Below are 25,867 nucleotides of genomic sequence, written 5' to 3'. Positions count from 1 at the left end.
TTACGCGGTTTTTTTGTTTTTAAAGGCTCACTAAAATGAGCCTTTAAAGCGATTACTTACGACGACGTAGTGCAAGTAATGGAAGGAGTAATACGATGAAGTGACCGAATGAACCACTTGATGAGCTCTTCGCTTCCACCTCTGTATCAGGCGTTACTTTAACTGGATATTCGCAGCTACCATTATCTTTATTTGCATTCGCATCGTAGTTAGTTGCAGCTGAATCAGTACAACCTAACTCTATTCCGTCAGACTCAACCGTCAGTAAAAACTCTTGGCTTATTTTGTCTGATGGGTTTGCTTTATCATGCACTGTAACTGTAACAAGGGTTTCTCCAAAGAAATGTGGTTCAGGGATCAGGTTAAACGACATACCGTTCACCTCAGCTGACACATGTTCACCCGTGATTACTAGCTCATTTGGCGATTGATCAGCATCAATAACCATCACTTCAATGCCATCAATACGACCATTTTCAGCAACCGTCATATTAACCATATCAGCCATTTTCAGATTGCTTTGTACATCAATCGAGTGCATTAATGTACCTGACTCTTGGCTACCTAATTGATAATCAAGCGCGATGTCTTGCATGGTGCCTTTCGCTTCTGGCTTTATTGTCGCTGTAAAGTTAAATTCAACTTCACTTTGCTCAGGGCCCACGTAATCAAAACAAATGACTAAGTCATCTTGTAAGATTTTACCAAGGTCATCGAAACCGATCACATTGCTTAGAGCACCGTCTTTGTAGCCCGCGGTTGTAGCATAAACACTGTCACCACCTTCAATAAAGATAGTGCCTGTATCAATATCAGCACCTAGATTGTCGTATGCAAAAATCGCTTCAAACTTACCTTCATGGTCATCAATACCACTGCGTAAGATCACTTCATAATCATAAGTATCACCCGTATTCTTGTCGGTAACATTATCAAATTCCATGAACAGAAGGTCACCAAGATCAGGACGTTCTTCTGCATATTGACTTGCAATTGTTAACCCTGTTGGATCGCTTGGATCACGTAGATTAGTGATTTCAAATGAACCACGCCAGAACGGGGCTAATGCTTCAACTAAGAAACCTGGACCACGGTGCGCACTCATCATCCACCAAATTGGTGTAAATTGCATAGCACCTGTTGGGTGTAAACGTACTTCGTTGTTGTTTGCTTGATTATAAACTTCAAACTTAGCGCCTTGTTTGTAGAATAACCAATCAATTGGTACATCAAAGTAAACATTTGAGCCACCTTCATACCAAGAAGCATCAGGTTGAATGCGGAAGTCACCCCATAAATCGATGTAGCCACCTGTTGAGTACTCATCGATCATTGGCGTTTTACACATTTCATTAGTGATGTTATTCGTGACAACATAATCACGCTTAACATTGCGAGTAGCCTCTTGAGTCCCTTTAATTGTTAAAGTGTTGCCCTCTACTCCCAATGAAGCAGCAACTGACTCGTTGTTAGAAGTCAATGTATCAGGCCAAACTTCCATGCCCTCAGGAATGGTTAACGCTAAAGCGTAATCGCGCGCGTCAGATTCATAGTTAGCTTTGAGTTTCACGTTAACATTTACAAGATCCATAGCGCGTGCTGAGTCTTGATCAATATTAAGGGTTAACGCTTCAGCGTCACGTTTAAAGTTAACTGATGTAAACCCTAAAGTCCCTTCAGCACCTTCTGAATCACCCAGTTCAAAACCACCGTAATACACATCGTTTAGCTGCGCTTCTGGTAGATTCCAATTAATCGCAATTTCATAGTTACCATTACCTGAATGTTGTTGTGGAGCCGACACACTGAACTCACCCGTATTTTGCTCTTTCACAAATGCATAGTGAGTCACTGTTTGATAACCCACATCGCGTAAACCAGCTAACGCTGCGGTAGCGAACCAGTATTTACCAGGCTTAGGATCGATAATATTACAGTAGTTATCCTCAACACTGCTTGAAGAATAACAAATCATCTCTTCGTTCAGTGCTTTAATTAATGCATTTGGATCTTCAGCAATGTCTTCATCCGACACCATGAACGAGCCACTACCATTCGCATCATAACCCACCACTAAGTGTGCTTTTTTAATTTGCCAACGCGGTTCAACGATATCTGATAAATCAGTCGTTTGCTCTGTTGATGCCACTTTAATCATCAGGCGTTTTGTACCTTCAGGTACCTCAATTGCCTGAATATCCCATGCTTTTTCTACACGGTCTTTCGTTACATAAGGTGATACACCTAAGATATTGGCTGTTACTTCAGTTGGTTTTACAAGGCCATAATAAGTTGGTGTAAACTCACTGTAGCTGTCAGTATTCACAACGATTGACTCTGATGCATTGGCACGAGCCATATCGATATCAACCATGGCTGGAAGCTCATCAATGACATTTTTAGCCGCTAATGTGAAGTGAGCATCAGGTGAATTACCATCGGTATTTTTAAAAAGTACTTTACCGTTAAACCACGCATTTTTGTTTATAATGCTGTCCCATGGTGCGCCGGGTTCTGCTGGGTCTAGTTTAGACTGAATGATATTCGGTAACTTCATCGTTACCATCACGTCTTGTGTTTCACCCGCTTTAAGTGTGAAGTTACTTGGTGTAACACTCACTTCGACACCCGCACTTTCTTGCTCGCCTTCAATACCCCAACCATAGGCTGTTGTATCCCACGAACCATCTTTAGTCGCTTTCACTGTGCGCATCCAAGAACAGGTCAGTTCACAGTCTTGGTTTACTAATGTCGGCAGGTTTAACCACTCCACTAAACCGCCATTACGCGGGTTAGCATTGTGATAGTTTTCGATTGTCTCATCCATGATAAGACCTGCATTTGCCGCTTGCGCAACATCAATTGAGCCACTTCCCGTCATGAAGTTGTAGTAAGGGTCAACTAACGTAACACCGTTAGAAATGCGCACTTTATTCGCCGTCATCATCAGAGCCGATTGTACTTCAGCAGGCGTCCAATCTGGGTGCATTTGCATCAATAAAGTCATGGCGCCGGTTACATGCGGAGTAGCCATTGACGTACCACTCATGAATGTCCAGTCTGATGCTCTAGGATTGGCGGTGAATGGTTGGTCATCAGCATTCGCAGCATAAATATCAACACCTGGTGCCGTCAAATCAGGAACAAGGTTGTTAATATAATAACTTGGGCCCATAGAGCTAAAAATAGCGAGCTGGTTGCCAGCTTCTTCGTCAAACGAATAGTTATTTTGCGGCTCACCAATAGTCGCAATTGCAGCGCCATCAGGGTTAGCATTCACCCAGTTGCGAATAGCAAAACGCGCACTTGAAGATAAGTGAATACCTGGGATCACATAGTTATCTGCAACAACGTTCTCGCCAAAAGCAATATTTTGCAGGATAAAACCACCTGCGCCACCCGCAGCTACGTTTTTCGCTTTATCAACACGCGCAATATCACCACGTAAACACACCACTATTTGGTCTGCGGTGAAAGTACCCGCAGGGAATGGGGCATTACAGCTAGCTGCATCATAGCCATCGTCAGCATTAGGGTCGTCGTAATTCTCAGCCAAAACAACCTCACCAGTAATTCCACCAGCGAAACTCTTACCTGCATACTCACCAACAGAAGGTGCACGTGTACCTTGGAAGTTGTTAATGGTTTTAACACCTAATTCCATCACGCGATCATGCGTTGATGCCCCCACTGTCGTCACCCAAGGTGATGTATGATCCGCAGACATATAGTACGGACCTGAGTTACCCGCAGCAGCAGCAACAGAAATACCGGCCTCACGTGCGCTTAAAAATGCCATTTCCATTGGATCTTCCCACGGGAAGCTTTCACCGCCACCGATTGAGAAGTTAATCGCATCAACGCCATCTTCAATTGCATCTTCAAAAGCAGATAAAATCGCCGACTCAGGACAACCAGCGTATAAGTCGCCTGAGTTGCCCGCGTGACATACTTGGTATGAAATAATGTGCGCGCGCGGTGCAACACCACTGGTGTGATCAAAGGTAAATGGTAAGTTTTCACCATCACTCACTTTCTCACCTGTGGCTGCTTGAAGTGGCGTATTCTCTATGTAGTTACCCGCGGTTGTGCTTGCAGTATGTGAACCATGACCGTTGTAGTCTTCACCATTCTCTGGACGACGATCAGCACGTGCAAATCGATAGTCTGAATTCGCAGCCGTAATTTCAGGGTAAGAGCGAACACCAATTAACTTGTCATTACATAACGTAGGATCAGCTTCACAATCACCAACGAAATTACCTGCACCAAATGGATTTGATTTGCTGTACTCTTCATCGCTTGCAAACGCAGGGTGGTCAGTATTGATACCTGTATCAATAATACCTACAACCATGCCTTCGCCTTTAACACCCACTGATGATGCAGGTGTAGCGCCTTGCCATAATTGATCTGCGCCAATAAACTCTGGGCCACGGTCTGTACGTAGTTCGAAAATACGGTTTGGTGTGATGCGTTTCACACCCGATTGCTTAGCCAGTAGCTCAGCATCCGCCTGCGTCATTTCGACAACAACGGCATTGTTTGCTAACGTAAATTGTTTTTTAACATCAATGCTAGCACCCACGGCACGTGCCTTGCCTAATACAGATGTTTGGCGCTGCTTTAAGAAACCCTGATAAGCACGCACCTTATGTGCCGATGTATCCAAGCGCTCATTAACCATTAACGAACGAGATTCAGTAACCGCTGTTGCAGTAAAGCCCTGAATGTCACCTTGGTAACTCGCGACTGGCTCTTCAGTCATTTGAACGATATAAGTTTGAACACCTGTCACACCCTCTTGAGGCTGGAACACATGTTCTGGTTGTTGATTTTGATAATGTTGATTTAAACGCTCAACACTGCCCTTTAATAAGCTTGGATGATCAGCAATTTGTTTTTGTTCTTGATACTTTGCGATATCTTCAGCTGTAAATGTTGGCTGATAAAAGCCTTTGTCTGACACTTTATTAAAGCCCGGCTCTGCCGCAGCATAACCTGAAGTACCTACATACAATGCTGTAAGTACTGCAACTGAGCTCTTTTTCAAGTGTGCTATTTTATTATTGCTAGGTTGCATATGATTCCCACTGATTTAATTTAAAACAGCTTTGCTTACGCAAAAGCTGAGACACTAAATTCTATTAGCAGACAGACATATACAGGCGGCGTTATGAAGGGTCAAACTGTGAGGTATACATTTCAAACACAAAATTAACACTATGTAAACATTGAAGTGGTGATATATAAAGCGTTGCGGATTATTTATACAAAATGTAGCTTTTTGTAGAAAACACTATTGCAGGAACAGAAATAATATATAAAAAGAAGCTAGCGAAAGGTTCGCTAGCTTGCTAATTAACTAAAAATTATAACGAATTGAGAAGGTAAGATCTGAATAGTCGTTTACATCTCGATACGCTGCGGTCACTAACCAATCAGCTGTAATCGCATAATTTGCACCGACATGAAGCACGGTATTATTTTCGCTTTCTTCATCATGCAGACGCTCGTAACCGATACCCGCATTTAGCTCTATTGAATCGGTTAATAAGTGCCTAATTTGTGCATTTACAGATAAAATATCAGCTGTATCTGAATCAGAATATCTCTCAGAGTTGGTATCGAGTACTTGTTCTTGATAAGTGATATCTTGCTTGTACAGTACGTCACCTTCAAATTTTAGCTGGCCCAGCTTCGCTGAATAATCAATTTTAGTCACATCAGACAGAGAGTAAATATAGCCTAAAGCTAACTCATAACGCGTGATATCTAACTCTGTACGATAAAGATATTCGGTCTGCCCCGTACCGACTGGGTTGTTGTTCATATCATAAACAGTCACATTGTCGTAGATATCTAACTCTGTAAAGTCATCAGATACTTTTGAGTAGTGGCCTTGCACATACCAGTTTTGTGCAAATTGTTTACTGACGTTGATACCATAGCCCTTGAGAGAAAGATCATCAGCATCATCAATTTTCATTTTCTGATAGCCAGCATCAACATAATCATAGCTAAGAGGTGTGGTGTTTTGTGCCATAACAGCTGTTGATACAAGTGAAAGTGCACCGATAAGTACAGCATATTTCATGTTAAATCATCCTTATTTAAAATCGTGGACAATCTAACAGAGCTAATTTTTTACCACAATAGGAACAACCCTATTTATAGTAAGTAATGTGTAAGAAAATATGAGGTTAAATAACCGCAGAAAATTGGTTTTGAGCCGCAGCAGAGGTTGCCGCTTGATAGAAATTAGCAATTCGTTGAGCACGTTGATCTACTTCCACGTCACGCTTTGCTGTTTTAGTCTCCGATGCACTCACTTGCGGGCTATCTTCATTGGCAAATTCACGGTTAATTTTAAATGACGCTTGCCCATTTTGCTGCTTATCGTCATCAGACTGAGTCGCTAACTCAGCTTGAGCCGCCGCAAGTTTTTGCGTTGCATCTGCCGCTATAGCACGGTCAGCACCTGAGGGTTCTTGTGGAGCAAGCGCTGCTGCTCGTACAGTTTGCATTTTTTCAATGGTGGCTTTTGGATCCCCCTCGATTTGTGCAACATCGATTTGAACCTCTCCACCAACAGCGTAATTAGTACCATCGGGACCGCGCTGATACTCATAACTTGGCGCACCCGCATATTGCCCACCGACAGATGCATGTGCTTGCTCGTGAATGCGCACTTCAGTATCACGGGCTTTTAATTCCTTTATTTGTTCCGCATCTTGCTGCTCTTGTTCAGCAACTTGTTGCTCTTTTTTTTGTTCTTGCTTTGTTTCTTGTTGCTCTTGTTCCGATTGCTCAGAATCGCCTTGTTGGCGTTCTTGAACTACGGTGTTGTCATCAAGACGGCCTTTCGCATCATAAGTGCCAGCGTCAGTGCCTGGTTGTCTGGCTTTTTCGCCATCGTTTAAAGTTTTATTTTCAGCGTTACTGGGTTTGGTTGCCGTAGGTGCGGGGATTACCTCGCGCAACTGGTTATCACGGCGCGCACTTTCTGTATGCACATTCGCAGTGTTTAAGTTAATGGCCGGATAAGGAGTAACGATGTTCATGATATTTATACTTTAATATCGATTAAAGTGCCCAGTACCTCATCCGCGGTTTGAATGCTATTGATATTCGCCTTGGCATTAAACTCTTCTACTTTTAAGTTGACCAGCGACTCATCAATACGCGCGGGTTGTGATACAGGAGGCGTGACTGCTTCATCGGGGCGAGCGGCTTGTAATTGGCGCTGCTGCGCAAGCTGAGCATCATCTTGTTGATCTATTGAGGCACGGCTAATCTCAGCGCTTGCCTTTTCAATACCTTGGCTAGCACGGTTATAACCTTCTACCGCATTATTAAAAACAGAACCGATTGCCATGATGGTCTCCAACAGTGAGATCTAACCGTAATTATCGCTCACAAAACGAACAAAATAAAGTATAATCCCGCTATTTTTATGGCCTCAAGCTAGGTTTTGTTTAACACACTGATTTAAGAGCTGTTATAAATGCCTCTTTGTGAGAAATAAACGGGGCATGGGATGCTTTATCAATTACCTCGTAGTCAAAATTAGGCTGCAGCGCCTGCATTTTCTTAAGAGCACGATAAGGCACTAACGCATCTAAGCGACCAAAAATGCCGACTATAGGCACCGTTAACTGTGCAAACATAGCGCGTAAATCATCGTGCTGTAGTATATCGAGTCCTGCACTTAGCGCCTGCTCTTTGGGAGCGGGGTATTGATTCAATAATAATTTTAGCTGCTTTATATCATCACGAGCAGACTCACTGCCCATAGCTTGAATAGCGAGAAAGCGTTCTATGGTTTTTTCTCTATGGCTCACTAACTGATCTTTAAACGCATTCAGGACGTCCGGCTTAATACCAGGCCAATCATCGTGCTGGGCAAAAAATGGGGTTGATGCTACCAGCACAACTTTGGCCACTTTGTCAGGCCAGTGCGCAGCAATATACAAAGCAAACAGCCCTCCCAGTGACCAACCGACAAGTATTGATCCTTCATTTAGTTCGCTACTGAGCTGCTCTGCCGCAGCATGCAAAGTGTAAGGTGTTGGTATTGACTGTGCGTTACCAAACCCAGGTAAATCTAAGCAGCGAACAGCGCCATCATGAAAAAACGTAAGTTCAGGCATAATGACTTGCCACACACCTTGATTCATTCCCCAGCCATGTAACAACACCATTTCATTTTGCATATTTATAAACTCTCAACCACACTTAGCGCTCATAATAGCGTTTAAAGGAATGAATGCAATGGCGGGCTTAATTCAGGCGTTTAAAGTCGCTTTAGATGCGCTGTTCCCAAATTTTTGTTTGGGTTGCAGGGGCCACATTGAAAGTAATCAGTCACTCTGCCCACACTGTATGGATGACCTTGCACTTTTTGACTTAGCACGTCATCCAAACCTTTTACATCGCCCCGATATTTGTGACGCTTTTCCTGACTGTCATTTTGATCATCTCATTGCCTGTGCGTGGTATCAAGCACCCTATAAACAATGGCTCATACAGTTAAAATTTAACAATCAACAGCATTATAAAGTGGCTTTACAGCAAATCATAACCAAACAGCTGCAGCATGCCCTTGCAGCAAACACACACTGGCCTGATGTATTTATCATAATGCCGTTACATAAAAGGCGTTTTTTATCGCGTGGCTATAACCAAGTAAGCCAAACGTGGTTACCGGTTCTAGAGGGCTTACAGCAAGACGTTATTACGCCTCTTCATAAACAAAAAGCCACCCAGCCACAATCAAAACTAAGTAAAACAAAACGGGTAAAGAATGTAAAAAATGCGTTTGTATGTCAGCAAGATCTGACAGGGAAATCGGTGGCTATTGTTGATGATGTGATGACCTCTGGTGCTACATTAAACGCAGCAACAGAGGCATTAAAACAGGCAGGGGCCAAACAAGTATGGGCAATCCTTACGTGTTTGACTCCCCTTAATTAGTCACCCGATGCACTAAATGCATGACCAAAGAGCAATGCATTACTTAGTAATCGGCTTGTTCCATACCAGTAACCACGAAAAACGGGATTATCAGTCATACCAATCACACTGCCTTTTCCGTAAGAGTGCGCAATTAAACCTGCAGCACCTGCTACCTGCTCCACATTGACATCATCAGTAAAGCCTGCAAGTAATGGCGTGTCTGTATAAGTAAGTACATTAACAAATGGTGCCTCCGATTTTTCAAGTAACCAAGTGCTATTTTTAAATACAGGTAAGGTATTGCGCTCAAGCGAGAACGTCAGTGGGTGCGATAAGTCAACGTGAGTATTAAAAATGGCACCTGCAATGCGTTGGCGCCCTGCTAAGTCATCTTTATCGGCATAAGTAAGGCCTTTTGTATCAAATGCACTTGCAACATCACGGCGTGACAAATAATTCGCTTTTAATAGTTGCTGATCCGCTAAGAATTTAGCACCGCCTTTATGGCCCCAGATTACCCCGCCTTTACGAACCCACGCTTTTATTGCAATTTTAGTCGCATCATCAAGGCGATTATAATTACCATGCGCAAGCACAATATGGCTGTACTTATCGAGGTTAATATTATCTAAACGCTCCATTTCAATAATACTCGGGGCAATATCAACAAAGCGATCAAGGTAATACCACACTTCGCCTAACTCATATTGGCTGGTTCCTTCGCCACCAATAAGCAGTACCTTAGGTGCTTTAACAACAGCCATAGAACGAGACCCTAAATCAGCCCCTTTCACTGTTAAACCAGAGCTGATGGGAACAATTTCAATACCGAAATCTGTTTGTGCTTGGTTTAAATAACGCACCCAATTAGGGTCTGTTTGAATACCGGCTGGTAATAAAATACTGCCTGGCTCAAAAGCAACCTCACCTGCGGGTGTTTTTGCTGTAAGTGAACTAAGCGCAACACGTGCTTGAACACCTTGCTTAAGTAAGTTATTTAACATTTTAGGAGCAAGGTAGTCATCCCACTTAAATGCATAAGCATAGCTTTGTGGTAACGCAGCGAAGCTTGATTTAACCGTTTTCTGCCACGGCATTTTTGCAATGTTTAAGCCCCAATTGCTGCTCACTTTGGCAAACTCTAAATTAAATGCATGGGCCAATGTCCAGCCCGAAACATCATAAAAAGTATTGTCAACAAAGCGTTGTTGCTCGCTAAAAATCGCTTTTACTAAACGAAATTGTGGCTGTGCTAATGGCACGTAGTAGCTTTTTTCAGAAAAGCTCTGACCATTCACTTTTAAGGGCTCTTCAAGCAAATACGCATTGATTTGGTGTTGCTTTAACACGTCTAAAAAATACGCCATGCGGCTATTATCAGCGCCGCCTTTTACCACATAGCCTTTAAAATCTTCATCGCCAGCAAGATCCGTGGCTTTAGTGTAAAACTCAGCTTGATAGTCTAGTAAGTCTTGGCGATTATCAATCGCTGCTTGGAATGTAGATAAGCTCGTTAACAGTTGATTTTTAATAGTAAATGGAAAACTCAACGGGCCGTTAATTGTTTCTTGTAAGTGCCCACGAGAACTGGCTTGTTCAAATAAAATACCCACGCCACCATTTACATCCGGGTAGGTTGATCCCTTGCCATAGTAAAAATCGTCAAAGCTTTCTTCAGTAAAATACAGCGCATTGTGCTCATCAAGCGTCTTTGCATGATAATTTGCAATTGCTTTCGTTAATGTCACATTTTCTTCTGGTGTAATTGGGTGTTTACGCGTTGATATTCCCGGTTGAAAGAAGAATGTGCTATTTGGGCCCATTTCATGAAAGTCAGTTAAAATATTAGGCTTCCAGTGATGGAACTGGGCAATACGTGCACGTGACTCAGGATGTTGTAGTAACAACCAGTCACGATTTAAATCAAAAAGATAATGGTTAGTACGACTGCTCGGCCAGCTTTCACGGTGCTCACGTGTTTCAGGGTCCGATGATAAGTTCATGCCTCGATTGCTATTTGCCCAATTCGCAAAACGCGCTAAGCCATCAGGATTCAAAGAGGGGTCTAATAAAATAACGGTGTTGTTTAATAAGGTGTCAATTTCAGGCCCTTGTGCCGCTGCAAGATAATAAGCAACTAATAGCGATGCGTTGCTACCTGAAGACTCATTGCCATGCACACTGTAACCCATCCACACAACCGCAGGTTGCTTGCTTGAGTCAGTATTTCCACCGCTTAGGCGAGCTAAATGTGCTTTACGAATCTGCTCTACTTGGCCTAATTTATCTGGCGCAGTAATCGTTAACATGACCAAGGGTCGCTGCTCGTGCGTCCGGCCAATTACTTCAATGTTAATACGCTCACTTTTGTCTGCCAATATTTGCATATACTGAACAAGTTGATCATGGCGTACATGCCACTCGCCCACTTCGTAACCTAAAACCTCTTGCGGGGTTGGAATAAGCGGATCAAATTTCACATCTTCTTCAAAATAATAGGAAAGTGGTTTTGCTAATGCTGAAAAACTCACTAGCATGGTTAATATTGTTATTATTAAACGCATAGATAGCACCTGTTATTGTTTGATGTTTTCACGCTACCATTCGATAAAATAGATGCAACTTTTTACGCTCAACACTGGCGACAACACGATGAGCGGAGTATGATAGGCAGTATCCGAGTAATTTAGTCAAGTATAGTTCGTTTTATGATTTCTATTTCTGAATCTGCACAATCTCATTTTGCTAAACTTTTAGCAGACCAAGCTGAACAAACTAACATTCGTGTGTTTGTTGTAAACCCAGGTACTTCGCAAGCTGAGTGTGGTGTTTCTTACTGCCCTGAAGACGCAGTTGAAGCAAGCGACATTCGTTTACCATTTAATGGTTTTGATGCCATTGTTGATGCAGAAAGTGCTCCTTTCTTACAAGAAGCTGAAATCGATTTTGTGACTGACAAAATGGGTACTCAGCTAACGCTTAAAGCACCGAATGCAAAAGCACGTAAGCTGACCGACGATGCGACGCTTCAAGAACGTGTTCAACATATGCTTGAAACCGAAGTTAACCCGCAACTTGCTAACCACGGTGGCCAAGTAAGCCTTGTGGAAATTACAGCCGATGGTATTGCAGTACTGCAATTTGGTGGTGGCTGTAATGGTTGTTCAATGATCGATGTGACGTTAAAAGAAGGCATCGAAAAAGAAATGATCGCTAAATTTGATGAGATCACAGGGGTGAGAGATATTACTGATCACAACCCGGGTGAGCACTCATACTACTAATTAGCGCTTAAGATGCTTAAGCAGTGGGTTTTTCGCTTAGGTAGCGACCCCAAATTAAGCCTAAAACGCTTTCTTCGCGGCTTAGCACTGTTTGTGCTAGCCGTGATATTCATTGCTATCGGCTATTATGGACCCGCAATTTTCCAGCTCGTGGGGCTTGTCATTTTAGCTGTTGCATTGTTTTATGCGTTTTGGGGCTACTTAGGTATTTTTGCGAACCGTTTCGCACAAGTGCTTAAGCGTACATCCCCTAAAGATGATGACCCTGACCTGTGGAAATAACCACTCAAATTAACAACTGTTGTTGCTTAACCATTGCGCGATAACGTAGCCATAACGTAACGCCACGCAATAACATAAAGCTTGTCATAGCGAACCATAATCCATGATTTTGCCAGTCGCTTACCAACCAAAATAACCCAAAGAAACCAAATGTCGCGCTTATTAGCATGGTATTTCGCATGTCTTTTGCGCGTGTTAAACCAACAAATACACCATCGAATAAAAAGCACCCCATGGCCGCAATGGGCAATATAATGACCCAAGGTAAGTAGTGTGTAGCCATACTGACAACCTCAGGCACATCGGTTAAAAGGCGAATAATAGCGCTACCAAACACGAAAAAAATCAGGCTATAAAAGAGCGCAAAGAGTCCTCCCCAGAACAAGCTTAAATTCACCCAAAGTTTGATCTGTTCAACACTCTGCTCCCCTTTGGCTTTGCCTACTTTTGCTTCGCTCGCATAAGCAATACCATCTAAAGCAAAACTCACCAACATCAGAAAGTTCAGCAATACGGCATTAGCTGCTAATGTTGTTTCACCGATTCTAGCACCATAAAAAGTCATAAAGCTAAAGCACAATTGCAGTGCCAGTGAACGAATGAAAATATCGCGGTTTAAATTAAGCAGCTCGCCTATTTTAGCTACGCTTAACCATGCTTTAACGGCCAAATTAATACCTTGCTTTTTAGCAAGTTGTAACACCAGAAAAACAGCAAAACCGAATGCGATATAATCGGCAATAAGCGAGGCCCAAGCCGCGCCCGCCACTCCCCAATTAAGAAAAACCACAAAGTAAATATCGAGCACAATATTTGTGATATTGGTAATTAATAATAAATAAAATGGACCTCGTCCATAATGTACGCCAAGCATCCACCCTAATAGCACCAAATTACACAGGGCCGCTGGCGCACTAAAAATACGAACAGAAAAATAGCTATACGCCTGTTCTAACACAGCTTGATTGGCATTTGACAAGTAAGCCATTAAGGATTGAATTGGTGTGCTGAGCGCGATTAATAACAACGCAACCCCAGTTGCAAGCAACAAACTACGCTTTAACAGTTCACCTAGCAAAGTAAGGTCATTTTTACCGTAAGCTTGTGCCACCAGCCCCGTCGTACTCATTCTTAAAAAGCCTGCCAGCCAAAATAGTAACGAAATAACCGTAGAGCCTAATGCTATCCCCGCCAAGTAGTGAGCACTTCCTAAGTGACCAATCACGGCAGTATCAACTAATCCTAACAGTGGGACAGTAATATTTGATAAGATCATTGGACCGGCTAATAACAGCAAACTTTTATGGTGTGCCTTATGACGTTTAAGAAAATGTTTCATGTAATTTTTGCAGTCCTGTTAGGTTTATCAATGCGTGCCCACGGCGCCGTTATTTTACAGTATCATCATGTGAGTGAAACCCTTCCTGCGGTCACCAGTGTCAGCAGTGAAACATTTATAAAACACATGCAGTATTTAAAAGATCATCACTTTACTGTAGTGCCATTAAATGAGCTAATTAGTTCACTGCAATCTGGCAAAGAATTAACCGATAAAACCGTCGCAATTACCTTTGACGATGGTTATAAAAACAATTATGAACAAGCCGCGCCAATTCTTGAGAAGTTCGGCTACCCCTACACTATTTTTGTTAATCCTAAACTGATTGATGAAGGTAAAAGCTATGTCATGACATGGCAGCAATTAAAAGCGCTTTCTAAAAAAGGGGCACTTATTAGTAATCACACCCAAACGCATAATTACATGCATTTAAAGCAACAGGGTGAAACTGACGCACAATGGCAAGCACGGACTAAAAACGACATTCTCGCAGCACAAAAGCGTATCAAAGAAGAGATTGGTCATGACTATAAATACGTAGCCTATCCCTATGGCGAATTTAATAATTCACTTCAAGCACTGGTTAAGTCAATTGGCTTTGTTGGTATTGGTCAACACTCAGGTGCGGTGGGTATTCATTCTGACTTTACCCGTTTACCACGCTTCCCTGCATCAGGCTTTTACTCAAAACTTGATACATTATCGACAAAATTAGCGTCACAGGCTTTCACTATCAAAGCGTTAAATTACTCAGACAGTGTTACTAACGAGAATCCACCTAGCTTAAGCATTCAATTTGATATGCAAGACTTTCATAAAAGCCAATTTGCGTGCTATGTCTCGGGGATTGGTCAAGCAGACTTAAATTGGACAAGCAAAGACACGGTGCAAATTATCTCGCCAGCTAAATTGAAAAGTGGCCGTTCACGTTTTAATTGTACGGCCCCTTCGATTGAGAAAAAAGGCAGCTATTATTGGTTTTCACAGCCTTGGGTGATCACACCTTAACGGCTTGCTTAAGCATTTGCGCGGTAATTTTATCAAGACGCACAATTTCATGAGCCGCATCCAGTTCGATAGCGGCTTTTGGCATGCCCCACACCACTGACGATAACTCGTCTTGTGCAATTGTATAAGCACCCGCTTGTTTTAATGCCAGTAACCCTTTCGCGCCATCACTCCCCATGCCAGTGAGTAACGCGGCAATCGTGGCTTTTGGACACGCAACCAATAACGAATTAAACAATACATCCACTGCAGGTCGATGGCGATTAACTAATTCAGATGTATCGAGTTGGCAATACAAAGCAGAGCCCTGTTTTACAACACTTAAATGTTGATCGCCCGGTGCAATGTAAGCCCAACCGGGGCGTAATTTATCCCCGTGCTCTGCCTCTTTGACATTAATTTTACAGGTACGATCCATACGCATAGCAAACGAAGTGCTAAATACTGGCGGAATGTGCTGCGTAATGACAATAGGTGGACATTGCTCAGGCATACGCACCAAAACCTCTTTAATTGCCTCGGTGCCACCTGTCGAAGCACCAATCGCCAGCACACTATTTGCTTTAAATTGTAAGGTTGATAAGGCGCTATCGGCTTCTAGGTTCTGCTCCTTGAATGTACGAACCCGAGCACCAGCCGCTGTACGTATTTTTTGATGTAATAAATGCGCATACCGCTGCAAACTTTGAGACACGTTAGCAGTCGGTTTTGCTATAAAATCAACCGCTCCCGTTTCAAGCGCTTCGAGGGTAATGGGCGATCCCTTTTGTGTTAATGTTGATATCATTACCACCGGCATAGGCCGTAAACGCATTAAGTTTTTAAGAAAACTTAAACCATCCATTTTGGGCATTTCAATATCAAGCGTTAACACGTCAGGGTTGAGGCGTTTTATTTGTTCTCTCGCTTCGTAAGGGTCTTCTGCAGACCCCACAACGTGAATATCATCTGCTTGCTCAAGAATCTCTTTAAGCAATCCGCGTATCAAAGGAGAATCATCAACAATAAGGACTTTGATCATATGCTCTCCTAAAATAGCTCAATATCCGTTTTTGCATCTTGTTGCTCAATTTCGTGTAAGTATTTAACTTCACGTTCTTCAAGTTTATCTGTATGTAGTTCACGTAGCTTTTTCACCTGTGCTTTTCCCGTTTGCGGATCAAAGATGATCTTACGAGGCCAAGGTCCACCTACATCGTGAGATACTAAATCTAAACCCTCTTCAAGTACATAAGCATTTGCAAAACGAATATTACCCACCCCGATATCTGTCATGGAGCGAATAATTTTACCCCCGCCGAATAACTTTACTTTTAAGTTTCGTTTTGAGGCACCATTTTTCAGAATTTCATTGATCAAGTACTCCATAGCCCAGTTGCCATAACGACAATTAAGACTATGCGCATTAGCGGGATCAACGCCTTTTTCAATCGGTAACATAAAGTGATTCATGCCACCAATGCCTAACCCATCATCGTAGATACACGCTGCAATACAAGACCCTAACACCGTGGTGATGAGTTCATCCGATTTTGAAACATAGAATTCACCCGGCAATACTTTCACTATCACCTTTTGCCTGCGGTTATCCCAAAAGCGTTTTACATGCTCAAACCCTGGTAAAACTGCTTTATAATGAGTGTTCATAGACCACCTTTTGGTAGATCGTTTGGCCTAAATTCTTAAACTCTCTGTGATCTTTGCCGAGTGTCTCTGAGTGCCCCAAAAATAAATGGCCTGAGTTACTAAGTAACTCATAATAGCGTCGAAAGAGTGTATCTTTGGTCGACTTATCAAAGTAAATCACCACATTGCGACAAAAAATCACATCAAAAGGACCTTTCATTGGCCAACTTTGCAGTAAGTTTAAGCGCTTAAAAAAAATGTTTTTTTGTAGCGCTGGTTTCACTTTATAAAGCTGTCCATCGTGGCTTTTTAGAAACCAACGCTTAAGCTGACTGTCTTCTAAGCCATTTACATTCGCAGCCGTGTAAGTGCCTGCTTGTGCTTTCGCGAGCACATTAGAGTCAAGATCGGTGGCCAGTATTTTCACATCCCAATCTTTTGGAAATAAATCACTTAGGGTCATTGCAATTGTGTAAGGCTCTTCACCTGTAGAGCACCCAGCCGACCAAACACGTACTCGCTTGCTCTTCGCATTAGAAACGAGCAGCTTAGGTACAATGGTATTTTTTAGGTAACTAAAGTGATGAGGCTCACGAAAGAAAGAGGTTAAGTTGGTGGTAATTGCATTTATAAACTCGCTAAACTCATGCTCTTTATGCTTTTCTAAGTAATCTAAGTACTCTTTAAAGCTTTTAAGCTTATGAAGCCGTATACGCCTTGCTAGGCGTGAATACACCATTTCTCGTTTATGTTCAGCAAGCACAATACCGCAAGCATCATATACCTGTGACGAAATGTTTTTGAAATCACTGTCTGTCAGTAAAAACTCTTTCATGTCTGGACCCACTAGCCTCAAAGAGTGCGCGCATTATAGTCAAACCATTAACTTAAGTGGTTAATCAGTCCCGCGGGTAAAAACAGCGAGACGATCATAAGCGTGTTAAGCATGATTGCACCGATACGTAAGGTAACCCACTGCAGGTAAGCGGTTACTCATGATCCCCTTACCTTGGTCACCTTGCCGTGTCTTTTTGCTCAATAAGCTGTGTTAGTTCACACCATTGACATTCACTATGGTGAAACGGCAAGCGTATTAAAACTCTTCCCACTCATCGCCTGGGTCAACAAAGTTATTTCCTTTGGGAGCTGAGCGCCCAGACGGGCTCGATTGTTTAATCGGTGACGCTGTCACTCTGCTTGTGATGTCTGTTTCCTCTTGATTCGATAGCGAGAAGAAGTTAAGCAAGCGGCGCATATCATTGGCTTGTTCTGCCATTGATTCACCTGCTGCAGATGCCTGCTCAACAAGCGCCGCATTTTGCTGTGTCATTTCATCCATTTGTGCAATGGCTTTATTTACTTGCTCAATACCTGAGCTTTGCTCTTCCGATGCCTGCGCAATATCCGAAATCATGGCCGTTACGCGTTGTACCGCTGTGACAATTTCTTGTAACGTTGAACCTGATTCATTCACCAATAATGTGCCATCTTCAACTTTGCCGACACTGTCGCGAATAAGCTCTTTAATTTCTTTTGCCGCAGCAGCTGAGCGCTGTGCAAGATTACGCACTTCACCCGCAACAACCGCAAAGCCACGCCCTTGTTCACCAGCACGTGCAGCCTCTACCGCGGCATTTAATGCAAGTAGATTAGTTTGGAAGGCAATTTCATCAATTACACTGATGATATCTGCTATCTTCTTACTCGATTCATTAATAGCCGACATACTCGTTACGGCACGGTTGACAACCTCGCCTCCTTTTTGTGCCTTGCTACGAGTCTCTTCGGCAAGCTCGTTAACCTCTTTTGCATTATCGGCATTTTGACGAACTGTACTGGTCATCTCTTCCATACTTGATGCTGTTTCTTCAAGCGAAGATGCCTGCTCTTCAGTACGTTGACTTAAGTCTGCATTGCCTTGCGAGATTTCTTCTGCACCACTGGCCACCAGTGTCGCTGATGTATTTATGCGGTTAATAACCTCCGTTAACTTATCAGCCGTGGCATTCGCATCGCGTTTTAATTTATCAAATGAACCTTGGTACTCTTGTTCAATACGCTTAGATAAATCACCATTGGCCATAGCATCAAGCATATTGGCAGTGTCTTTTACGGCATCATCTACAATACCCACTAAGCTATTTAGGCCTTGTGCTAAACGTAAGAAGAAGCCAGTTTTACCCGCAATTTCAACTCGTGCCTCTAAATCACCTTTACCTGCAGCGGTTACCAGACCAGCGATTTCTTTCTCGATAGCAACTTCTGCGGTTCTATCTTCCCACTCAACAACCGTTCCAATTCGTTCGTTTTCAGGGGTAAAAATAGGGTTAGCTACCAAACCAAAAGTACGTCCACCTACTTGAATCTCAGTGCTGTAGGTATCACTCAGTTTTGATAATAAATTACGTTGATGTGCAGGGTTTTTATGGAACACATCAATATTCTGACCGAGTAAATTACTGCTGTTAAAGTTAGGCAAGTCTTTTCGAAGATCGCTCTCTGCCACTTTCATCATATTGAGTACCGCTTCGTTCATATAGATGATGTCGTTATTCGCATCGGCAATCATGGTGTTAGTGCCTACGCGGTCAAGCGCGCGACGTACCCGTAGATTCTCTTCAGCTTCACGCTTTTCGGCTTCTGCTTTATTGACACTGTCAGTGATATCTTGCCATTCAACAATTGTCCCTAAACGCTTACCCGACGAATTAACCCAAGGGGTTGCAATCAAGCTAAAAATAAGACCCGCTAAGCGCAGCGTCGTTTTATAGGGTTCAGATAAATTCTTTAGTAATTCACGTTGATGTGAAGGATGCTTATGAAAATCATCAACACAGGTGCCAATTAAATTTTCAACAGAAAAGCTAGGCAGCACTGTTTTCAATGCGGCTTCACGTGCTTTGAGCATTTGCTTCACTTGCTCATTTACAAACACTATTTCTAAATCATTGTTAGCCATCATCACATTTGCTTGGCATACACGCAGTGCATTTGACAGGTCAGCATCACGTTTAGATTGTTTTTCAAGCTCCTTCTGTGCAGTGATATCGCTGGCGAATTTAATCACTTTGACTACGCTACCATTGCTATCAATAATTGGGTTATAGGTTGCTTGGATCCAAATTTCTTTGCCGTTTTTACCGAACCGTTTAAATTCATCCGAAATAAATTCACCGCTGCGCAAGCGCTGCCAAAACTGTTGGTATTCGGGACTTTGTGCATCTTCTTCTGCAATAAACATTGAATGATGTTGACCCTGAACTTCTTCTAGCCGATAGCCCATGGCATTTAAAAAATTTGCATTGGCAGTAATGATCGACCCAGACGGTTGAAACTCAATCACTGCAAGCGATTTATTTAATGCTGCAACAACCAAATCATTATTTGACTCAACATTTTTAGGACTGCTAAACCATCCCATACCCTTCACCTTCTTGTTAATCTACCCAATTAAATGTCCATTGTTTTTTGTAGGTCGAGTAACGCGACCATTTTTTCACCCACATTTACTAACCCCGCAACGTACTGTGCGTTATCTGAGTCAGATAGATGTGGCACTGCTTTTGCCTCATGCTCAGCAATGCTATAGACATCCGAAACAGCATCAACAACGATGCCCATAATTTTACTTGCGTTCTCTAACTCTACTTTCAGTACAATCACCACGGTGAGTGGCCCATACTCAATAGCCGGAATACCAAATCGCAACCGCAAATCAACAATAGGCACTATCGTGCCACGTAAGTTGATCACCCCCTTGACGAAATCGGGTGAGTTTGGAATAACCGTTATTTCTTCCCAACTGCGTATTTCTTGCACAGTTAAAATATCTACACCGTACTCTTCTTCAGCCATAAAGAAGGTTAGAAACTGTTTAACATCTTGGTCTTGCTCAATATTCAGCTTATTATGTAGGTCATCGTGTGCTGCAATCATGACGCCTCCAAGTTAGCTTTTGACTCTATTATTAGCTCTTGACTGCCGGGCTTTCTAAGCCCTGATAACTTAATTAAGCCACTAATATCAACAATCAGTGAAACGCGGCCATCCCCTAAGATTGTTGCCCCTGAGACGCCATCGACCTTTTGATAATTCGCCTCTAAGCTCTTAATAACAACCTGTTGCTGGGATAATAAGTCATCAACCAATAAACCAATTTTTTGGTTATCACTTTCCACCACCACCAGTAAGGTTTTATCCAGTGTTTCAATCGCACCTTGATGATTAAAAATACTGTATAGACGTAAAATCGGGATGTATTCATCGCGTAGCCGCAACACATCCAAATCTTTTCCAACTCGACTGACCTTCGTGATATCGATTTGCAACGATTCAATAATCGAAATAAGTGGAATAATGTAGGTATGCTCAGCCACACGAACAAGTTGACCATCTAATATAGCCAGCGTGAGTGGTAAGCGAATGGTGAACGTTGAACCAACACCTGGGGCAGACGACACTTCAACGGAACCACTCAAGGCTTCAATATTTCGTCTAACCACATCCATACCAACACCGCGACCCGACAAGTCGCTCACTTGGTCAGCCGTTGAAAAGCCGGGTAAGAAAATTAGTTCGTTAACTTCATTATCAGATAGATCGTCTGCTTCTGATATCAAGCCATTTTTAATGGCTTTTTCGCGTATTTTGGTGGTATTGAGGCCTTGTCCGTCATCCATAATTTCAATGACAATATTACCACCTTGATGAAAGGCATTAAGCGTCACGGTACCAACCGGATTTTTACCGGCAGCAACACGTTTATCGACCGTTTCAAGGCCATGATCAAGCGAGTTTCTAACCAAATGCACCATCGGGTCAGAAATCTTCTCCATCACCGTTTTATCTAACTCAGTTTGCTCACCAAGTAGTTTCAGTTCGACTTGTTTGTCTAGTTTTTGCGAAATATCGCGGACTAAACGAGGAAAACGACTGAACACAAAACTAATAGGCAACATTCTGATACGCATAACACTTTCTTGTAAATCGCGGGTGTTATGTGCAAGTTGAGCAAGCCCCTCTTGCAACGATGCAATCGTGGCTTCAGTAATTTCTTGCTCACCTAATTGAGTCAGCATAGCTTGTGTGATGACTAACTCACCAACCATGTTGATTAAGGAGTCAACTTTATCAATACCAACACGGATTGAGGTGGATTCGGTGTTGGTTGTTGTTGATTTTACAGCAGAGACTTTCTTTACTTCGGCATCGGGCTTGGTGGCTGCTTTTTCATTTTTGTTGTCAGTCTCGACCTGCGTTGATGGCGCCGCGCTCACAGCGACTTCATCACCAAATAAACCGCCGCATAAGGTAATCGTAATATCGGCGTCATCCTCAACCCATTCGAAAATTTCTTCGATACAACTCTGGTCTTTTTCTGTGGTTAAGAAAAAACGCCACGACAAAAAGCAATCTTCGGGGGCGAGGTCGGTAATATCAGGAACAGCATCTTGAAACGCTTGAGTTTCTAAGTCACCTAACTCAGCTAATTCACTGATCATATACAGCGGTTCATTGCCGGTTTTAAATAGGTGATGATGTGGTTTAAAATCGATTTGGAAAGTATTAATACTGTTTTCGCTGAGTGGCTCCTGCACAGGCTCTGCCACTTTACTTGCCGCACGCATACCGAGTATTTCTTCGAATTTGATTCGCAGTTCATCCGCTTCGGTTAAGTCGGGTTGCTGCTCTGCTTGCAATGCTCTAAGTAAAGCTCGTAAACAATCTACTGATTTTAGTAATAAGTTTACATGTTCAGCCGTTAAATCTCGTGAACCTTCCCGAATTTGGTCTAACAGCGTTTCTAAAACATGGGTAAAATCAGCAACAGAATTAAAGCCAAATGTACCACTGCCCCCTTTAATAGAATGCGCGGCACGAAAAATAGTGTTGATTGTTTCTGAGTCTTCTTCGCCCGGAACTAAGTTTAATAACTCAGCCTCCATAGCATCCAGTCCTTCAAAGCTTTCTTCGAAAAACACTTCATAAAATTGGCTTAGATCTATACTCATGCCCCGCTCCTATTGTTAGCGAATCACTTTTTTTAAAACCGCTAACAATTGCTCAGGATTAAATGGTTTAACAATCCATCCCGTTGCCCCCGCTGCTTTTCCTTCGGATTTTTTATCAAGGCCAGACTCGGTCGTTAGCATCAATAAAGGGGTAAATTTATAGTTTGGTAAACTACGTAATTCACGTATGAGCGTAATACCATCCATCACTGGCATATTCACATCGGATATAACGGCATCGAAACCTTGCTGTTTAGCTATGTTCAACGCCTCACTGCCATCTTTTGCTTCCGTGACTTCAAAGCCTGCTTTTTTTAGCGTAAAACCTACCATTTGTCGCATAGATGCAGAGTCATCAACAGCTAAAATTCTTTTCATAAAAACCTCTTAATTGGTATTCTCAAGTACAAGATAATGACTTAAGCCCAAACTATTTATTGCCTCTTGCAACGGCTTGCTTTCGCCTACCCAAATAATTTTGTGTTGGACTGAAAGCAAATGCTTTTGTAATGAACATAACAGCTGAATTGAGGCCGTATCGGCACGAGTCACCTCACTAATATCAAGGCAAATATCATCGTTTGCTGACAACTCTTGCAACAAATCTTGATGTAGTGATTCGACTTGAGTGATGGCTAATTCAGTAGGAAGCTTCAACATTACTGGCACTTTCCCTGCTTAAAACAATTCATAACAAAAGCTTAGACCGAGTTATTAAAATTGCCATTAATTGAATTAAAAAATTGTAAAATTTTTTAGTAGCTTACATGTTGAAATCAAAAAAGGGAGCAATCGCTCCCTCGAAAATAATCACACTTGTCTATACAGATACTTAGTGATAATAATCTGCAATTTTTTTAAACTCTTCTGTTAACGTACTGGCGTTAATAAGCGGAACACTGCCCTGTTTAAACTCGGGTTTGAAAATTGCGCGTACCGCGCCATCGGGGTCAACCATCACGACTGACGCACTGTGATCAACAGCATATTCTTGCTCATCACTGTCATTAATCGCGTAAATGAGCCCTAAATCTCTAACAAAGGGAAAGAGCTGTTTATGAGGGCCTGATACGGCTAAAAAATCAGGGTTAAAATAATCAATATAGGCTTTGCGTTTTGCGGTGGTATCTCGTTTTGGATCAACCGCTACAAACCACACTTGTACCGTGTAATCTTGGCTCAGCTGCTGTTGCACACTGGTCAATTTAGCCAACGTCATTGGGCAAATATCAGGGCAACTTGTGTAACCTAAAAAGACTAAATTCCAATGACCTTTGAAGCGACTATTATCGGCGGTGTCGCCATGCTGATCAATCAATGTAAATGACTTAACAGGCTTGGCTTGCTGATACACCAGCGCATCCACATCGGGAGGTGATTTTTCGGGGCTACAGCCCGTTAAAAAAAACACCACTCCCAAACAAAGTGCCACTAAAAAACGCGTCATAAAAGCAACCATTTATCAATAAATAAGGCGATAAAGAGTAGCATTAAATGCACAATTGAAAAACGAAATAAGTCCATCGCGGTATCATCTTTCCCACCCAGTTTTAGCTTTAATGCTTTATAAACGAAAATGGCATTTAACGCACTTGCCGCCATTAAGTATATGCCCCCTGACATACCAATTAAATAAGGTAATACACACACCAATGCCAGTAAAACAGAGTAAGCGACCACACATGTTTTACAAAATTCGATACCATGAGTAACGGGTAACATCGGAATTTTTGCTCGCTCATAGTCACTTTTACGCGCAATCGCTAACGCCCAGAAGTGAGGCGGAGTCCAGGTAAAAATAATCATAACAAGTAGCCAAGGCGCTGCCGCCATATGACCCGTTTCAGACACCCACCCTAATAAGGGTGGCATAGCACCGGCCAGCCCCCCTATAACAATATTTTGGGGTGTGGCACGCTTTAAAAAAGAAGTGTAAATAAATGCATAACCCACTAACGCAAAAAGTGTCAGTATCGCCGTTAAGGTGTTTGCCCAAATGATCAACATCATAAAGCCTGCAGTACCAATAGCAGCTGCAAAACTTAAAGCATGTTGCTTGCTCAAACGCCCCTTAGCGACAGGACGGTGGCGAGTACGCGCCATCTTGCTATCAATTTCACTATCAACAACATGATTAATCACCGCAGCAGCGGCTGAGAGTAAACCTATACCCAACAAACTTGCCAATTGAACAAAAAGACCTCGCCCCATATCAGGAGCAAGTGCTAAACCGACCCATGCGGTGAGAACAAGCATCGCAACGACTTTAAATTTGCTAATCGCAAGATAGTCTTTTAACAACGCATGACCATGAGAAAATATTGATTTTTCAGTATGTAATGTTAAGGCCATTATCGCCTCCTAAGTTCTTGCTTTTAAGTGGAAACATAGTCTAACCATTGTTAATAACAACATGGCTGCCATTAAGTTATGAGCAAGCGCTACGCTTAAAGGGAAATGCCAATGAACAACCGCAAGGCCTAAACAGATTTGACACAGTAAGGCTATTAATACGGTGACCGTGCAATGCTTTATTTTTCGAGAATAAGAGTGCGAATAGATACGCCACATAATGAGTGCCAATACAACACAGGTAACAAGGGCCCAAATACGGTGTAATAAGTGAATAGACATACGTGCCTGCTGCGATAAAACACCATATTCATAAGTACTGTGTTCAAGTGGCAGTTGAAAAACGCTCTTTAACGAGAAAGGTTGAGCATAACTGCACAATGGCAACCCATTGCAGTGCGGTGCCGCATAATTAGCCGCAAGCCACCCTCCTAAGGCAATCTGAAGTATCAGGACGACTAAGCCAATCAAGGCTAATCGGTAATACGGCCGAGCTCCCGTATCCCCACCCACAATGGGTTTTGTGGTTAGCCTCAAGTACAACAAGAACACTAAAGACAAAATACTGAATCCCCCAAGCAAATGCCCCATCACCACTAATGGTTGTAAGTTCATGGTAACGGTCCACATACCTAGCGCGGCTTGAAATACCACTAACAAAAGGAGCAGTAACGTTAACTTAACTGGGGTAGTTGGGTATTGGCGTTTTAACCAAGCCAAAACAAACAAAGCCAAAATAAATAACCCAAGCGCACCGGCAAAATAACGATGGATCATTTCTTTCCACGCTTTTGCCGCTTCAAACATCATATCTGGGTAGTTTTGTTCAACATGTAGTAATGCTGTTTCGTGCTTTGGCACCGTTAAAAACCCATAGCAACCGGGCCAGTCCGGGCAGCCTAAACCTGCATCACTGAGCCGTGTATAAGCCCCCAGTCCAACGACTAACACCGACATAAAACACGTAATTAAGACTAAATATTTATAATTTTTATACATCTTTTGCA

General features: G+C 42.5%; 22 protein-coding genes. 4 read left to right on the top strand and 18 right to left on the bottom strand.

All coding sequences use genetic code 11. From position 1 onward, the window contains the following. Positions 1 to 52 precede the first annotated feature (52 nt). From BM378_RS11025 to bioH, 5 genes are all read right to left on the bottom strand, one after another. Positions 53 to 5,083 carry a S8 family serine peptidase gene (locus tag BM378_RS11025; protein WP_074989203.1) on the bottom strand — a complete coding sequence of 1,677 codons (5,031 nt, stop codon included), beginning with the start codon at positions 5,081 to 5,083 and terminating at the stop codon, positions 53 to 55. Between the two features lie 282 nt (positions 5,084 to 5,365). Beyond that, a complete protein-coding gene (locus BM378_RS11020; protein ID WP_036973394.1) occupies positions 5,366 to 6,097 on the bottom strand; it encodes an outer membrane beta-barrel protein in 732 nt (243 codons plus the stop codon). Positions 6,098 to 6,203: 106 nt separating this feature from the next. Next, positions 6,204 to 7,064, bottom strand: coding sequence for a putative metalloprotease CJM1_0395 family protein (locus tag BM378_RS11015; protein WP_074989202.1), 861 nt, complete (start codon positions 7,062 to 7,064; stop codon positions 6,204 to 6,206). 5 nt (positions 7,065 to 7,069) lie between these two features. Next, entirely contained in the window at positions 7,070 to 7,378 is a 309-nt protein-coding gene (locus tag BM378_RS11010) for a hypothetical protein (protein ID WP_036973397.1), read from the bottom strand. Positions 7,379 to 7,478: 100 nt separating this feature from the next. Beyond that, positions 7,479 to 8,216 (bottom strand): pimeloyl-ACP methyl ester esterase BioH, encoded by a 738-nt coding sequence (gene bioH / locus BM378_RS11005; RefSeq protein WP_036973398.1) that lies wholly within the window; start codon positions 8,214 to 8,216, stop codon positions 7,479 to 7,481. A 58-nt stretch (positions 8,217 to 8,274) separates the two neighbouring features. On the opposite strand from bioH, the gene BM378_RS11000 reads away from it, so the two are divergent. Continuing rightward, positions 8,275 to 8,976 carry a ComF family protein gene (locus BM378_RS11000; RefSeq protein ID WP_074989201.1) on the top strand — a complete coding sequence of 234 codons (702 nt, stop codon included), beginning with the start codon at positions 8,275 to 8,277 and terminating at the stop codon, positions 8,974 to 8,976. Here BM378_RS11000 and BM378_RS10995 read toward each other — a convergent pair. Then, a complete protein-coding gene (locus BM378_RS10995) occupies positions 8,973 to 11,522 on the bottom strand; it encodes a M14 metallopeptidase family protein (RefSeq protein WP_074989200.1) in 2,550 nt (849 codons plus the stop codon). The two genes, BM378_RS11000 and BM378_RS10995, sit on opposite strands and share 4 nt — an antisense overlap. A 144-nt stretch (positions 11,523 to 11,666) precedes the next feature. Here BM378_RS10995 and nfuA point away from each other — a divergent pair, with 144 nt between their 5' ends. Next, a complete protein-coding gene (gene nfuA, locus BM378_RS10990) occupies positions 11,667 to 12,242 on the top strand; it encodes a Fe-S biogenesis protein NfuA (RefSeq protein ID WP_036973401.1) in 576 nt (191 codons plus the stop codon). 12 nt (positions 12,243 to 12,254) lie between these two features. Continuing rightward, the gene (locus tag BM378_RS10985; protein ID WP_074989199.1) at positions 12,255 to 12,524 is read left to right on the top strand and encodes a hypothetical protein; all 270 of its coding nucleotides are present in this window, start codon (positions 12,255 to 12,257) and stop codon (positions 12,522 to 12,524) included. 4 nt (positions 12,525 to 12,528) lie between these two features. On the opposite strand, the gene dinF is transcribed toward BM378_RS10985, so the two are convergent. Beyond that, the gene (dinF, locus tag BM378_RS10980) at positions 12,529 to 13,863 is read right to left on the bottom strand and encodes an MATE family efflux transporter DinF (protein WP_074989198.1); all 1,335 of its coding nucleotides are present in this window, start codon (positions 13,861 to 13,863) and stop codon (positions 12,529 to 12,531) included. Here dinF and BM378_RS10975 point away from each other — a divergent pair. Further along, positions 13,840 to 14,871 carry a polysaccharide deacetylase family protein gene (locus tag BM378_RS10975; RefSeq protein WP_065979412.1) on the top strand — a complete coding sequence of 344 codons (1,032 nt, stop codon included), beginning with the start codon at positions 13,840 to 13,842 and terminating at the stop codon, positions 14,869 to 14,871. The two genes, dinF and BM378_RS10975, sit on opposite strands and share 24 nt — an antisense overlap. Here the strand turns inward: BM378_RS10975 and BM378_RS10970 are convergent. The 11 genes from BM378_RS10970 to BM378_RS10920 all read right to left on the bottom strand — a co-directional run bounded on the left by BM378_RS10970 (position 14,861) and on the right by BM378_RS10920 (position 25,859). Beyond that, positions 14,861 to 15,892, bottom strand: a complete 1,032-nt coding sequence (locus BM378_RS10970; RefSeq protein WP_074989197.1) for a protein-glutamate methylesterase/protein-glutamine glutaminase — start codon at positions 15,890 to 15,892, stop codon at positions 14,861 to 14,863. The two genes, BM378_RS10975 and BM378_RS10970, sit on opposite strands and share 11 nt — an antisense overlap. An 8-nt stretch (positions 15,893 to 15,900) precedes the next feature. Further along, positions 15,901 to 16,518, bottom strand: a complete 618-nt coding sequence (gene cheD, locus BM378_RS10965; RefSeq protein WP_074989196.1) for a chemoreceptor glutamine deamidase CheD — start codon at positions 16,516 to 16,518, stop codon at positions 15,901 to 15,903. Next, positions 16,502 to 17,332: a CheR family methyltransferase gene (locus BM378_RS10960; protein WP_074989195.1), complete on the bottom strand. Its 831-nt coding sequence runs from the start codon at positions 17,330 to 17,332 to the stop codon at positions 16,502 to 16,504. Before BM378_RS10960 ends, cheD begins: the two co-directional genes overlap by 17 nt. 258 nt (positions 17,333 to 17,590) lie before the next feature. After that, positions 17,591 to 19,918, bottom strand: coding sequence for a methyl-accepting chemotaxis protein (locus tag BM378_RS10955; RefSeq protein ID WP_065979414.1), 2,328 nt, complete (start codon positions 19,916 to 19,918; stop codon positions 17,591 to 17,593). 29 nt (positions 19,919 to 19,947) lie between these two features. Continuing rightward, positions 19,948 to 20,433, bottom strand: a complete 486-nt coding sequence (locus tag BM378_RS10950; protein ID WP_065979415.1) for a chemotaxis protein CheW — start codon at positions 20,431 to 20,433, stop codon at positions 19,948 to 19,950. Next, positions 20,430 to 22,508 (bottom strand): chemotaxis protein CheA, encoded by a 2,079-nt coding sequence (locus BM378_RS10945; RefSeq protein ID WP_065979416.1) that lies wholly within the window; start codon positions 22,506 to 22,508, stop codon positions 20,430 to 20,432. The genes BM378_RS10950 and BM378_RS10945 overlap by 4 nt, the downstream gene beginning before the upstream one ends. Before the next feature lie 15 nt (positions 22,509 to 22,523). Further along, positions 22,524 to 22,886, bottom strand: coding sequence for a response regulator (locus tag BM378_RS10940; RefSeq protein WP_036973415.1), 363 nt, complete (start codon positions 22,884 to 22,886; stop codon positions 22,524 to 22,526). Between the two features lie 9 nt (positions 22,887 to 22,895). Continuing rightward, positions 22,896 to 23,168, bottom strand: a complete 273-nt coding sequence (locus BM378_RS10935) for an STAS domain-containing protein (RefSeq protein ID WP_036973417.1) — start codon at positions 23,166 to 23,168, stop codon at positions 22,896 to 22,898. A 172-nt stretch (positions 23,169 to 23,340) separates the two neighbouring features. Next, positions 23,341 to 23,955, bottom strand: coding sequence for an SCO family protein (locus tag BM378_RS10930; protein WP_074989194.1), 615 nt, complete (start codon positions 23,953 to 23,955; stop codon positions 23,341 to 23,343). Further along, positions 23,952 to 24,860, bottom strand: a complete 909-nt coding sequence (gene cyoE / locus BM378_RS10925) for a heme o synthase (RefSeq protein ID WP_074989193.1) — start codon at positions 24,858 to 24,860, stop codon at positions 23,952 to 23,954. The genes BM378_RS10930 and cyoE overlap by 4 nt, the downstream gene beginning before the upstream one ends. Before the next feature lie 9 nt (positions 24,861 to 24,869). Further along, positions 24,870 to 25,859, bottom strand: a complete 990-nt coding sequence (locus BM378_RS10920; RefSeq protein WP_074989192.1) for a COX15/CtaA family protein — start codon at positions 25,857 to 25,859, stop codon at positions 24,870 to 24,872. Between the last annotated feature and the right edge of the window lie 8 nt (positions 25,860 to 25,867).

This window comes from Pseudoalteromonas lipolytica (assembly GCF_900116435.1).
In the GTDB taxonomy this organism is placed as follows: Bacteria; Pseudomonadota; Gammaproteobacteria; order Enterobacterales; family Alteromonadaceae; genus Pseudoalteromonas; species Pseudoalteromonas lipolytica.
The sequence above is the reverse complement of the archived record's forward strand: the minus strand, read 5'-3'. Positions and strand labels throughout refer to the sequence as shown.

Coding starts and splice junctions, on each gene's coding strand:
- BM378_RS11025 (WP_074989203.1), bottom strand. CDS start 5,083: ATGCAACCTAGCAATAATAAAATAGCACACTTGAAAAAGAGCTCAGTT.
- BM378_RS11020 (WP_036973394.1), bottom strand. CDS start 6,097: ATGAAATATGCTGTACTTATCGGTGCACTTTCACTTGTATCAACAGCT.
- BM378_RS11015 (WP_074989202.1), bottom strand. CDS start 7,064: ATGAACATCGTTACTCCTTATCCGGCCATTAACTTAAACACTGCGAAT.
- BM378_RS11010 (WP_036973397.1), bottom strand. CDS start 7,378: ATGGCAATCGGTTCTGTTTTTAATAATGCGGTAGAAGGTTATAACCGT.
- bioH (WP_036973398.1), bottom strand. CDS start 8,216: ATGCAAAATGAAATGGTGTTGTTACATGGCTGGGGAATGAATCAAGGT.
- BM378_RS11000 (WP_074989201.1), top strand. CDS start 8,275: ATGGCGGGCTTAATTCAGGCGTTTAAAGTCGCTTTAGATGCGCTGTTC.
- BM378_RS10995 (WP_074989200.1), bottom strand. CDS start 11,522: ATGCGTTTAATAATAACAATATTAACCATGCTAGTGAGTTTTTCAGCA.
- nfuA (WP_036973401.1), top strand. CDS start 11,667: ATGATTTCTATTTCTGAATCTGCACAATCTCATTTTGCTAAACTTTTA.
- BM378_RS10985 (WP_074989199.1), top strand. CDS start 12,255: ATGCTTAAGCAGTGGGTTTTTCGCTTAGGTAGCGACCCCAAATTAAGC.
- BM378_RS10975 (WP_065979412.1), top strand. CDS start 13,840: ATGACGTTTAAGAAAATGTTTCATGTAATTTTTGCAGTCCTGTTAGGT.
- dinF (WP_074989198.1), bottom strand. CDS start 13,863: ATGAAACATTTTCTTAAACGTCATAAGGCACACCATAAAAGTTTGCTG.
- BM378_RS10970 (WP_074989197.1), bottom strand. CDS start 15,892: ATGATCAAAGTCCTTATTGTTGATGATTCTCCTTTGATACGCGGATTG.
- cheD (WP_074989196.1), bottom strand. CDS start 16,518: ATGAACACTCATTATAAAGCAGTTTTACCAGGGTTTGAGCATGTAAAA.
- BM378_RS10960 (WP_074989195.1), bottom strand. CDS start 17,332: ATGAAAGAGTTTTTACTGACAGACAGTGATTTCAAAAACATTTCGTCA.
- BM378_RS10955 (WP_065979414.1), bottom strand. CDS start 19,918: ATGGGATGGTTTAGCAGTCCTAAAAATGTTGAGTCAAATAATGATTTG.
- BM378_RS10950 (WP_065979415.1), bottom strand. CDS start 20,433: ATGATTGCAGCACACGATGACCTACATAATAAGCTGAATATTGAGCAA.
- BM378_RS10945 (WP_065979416.1), bottom strand. CDS start 22,508: ATGAGTATAGATCTAAGCCAATTTTATGAAGTGTTTTTCGAAGAAAGC.
- BM378_RS10940 (WP_036973415.1), bottom strand. CDS start 22,886: ATGAAAAGAATTTTAGCTGTTGATGACTCTGCATCTATGCGACAAATG.
- BM378_RS10935 (WP_036973417.1), bottom strand. CDS start 23,168: ATGTTGAAGCTTCCTACTGAATTAGCCATCACTCAAGTCGAATCACTA.
- BM378_RS10930 (WP_074989194.1), bottom strand. CDS start 23,955: ATGACGCGTTTTTTAGTGGCACTTTGTTTGGGAGTGGTGTTTTTTTTA.
- cyoE (WP_074989193.1), bottom strand. CDS start 24,860: ATGGCCTTAACATTACATACTGAAAAATCAATATTTTCTCATGGTCAT.
- BM378_RS10920 (WP_074989192.1), bottom strand. CDS start 25,859: ATGTATAAAAATTATAAATATTTAGTCTTAATTACGTGTTTTATGTCG.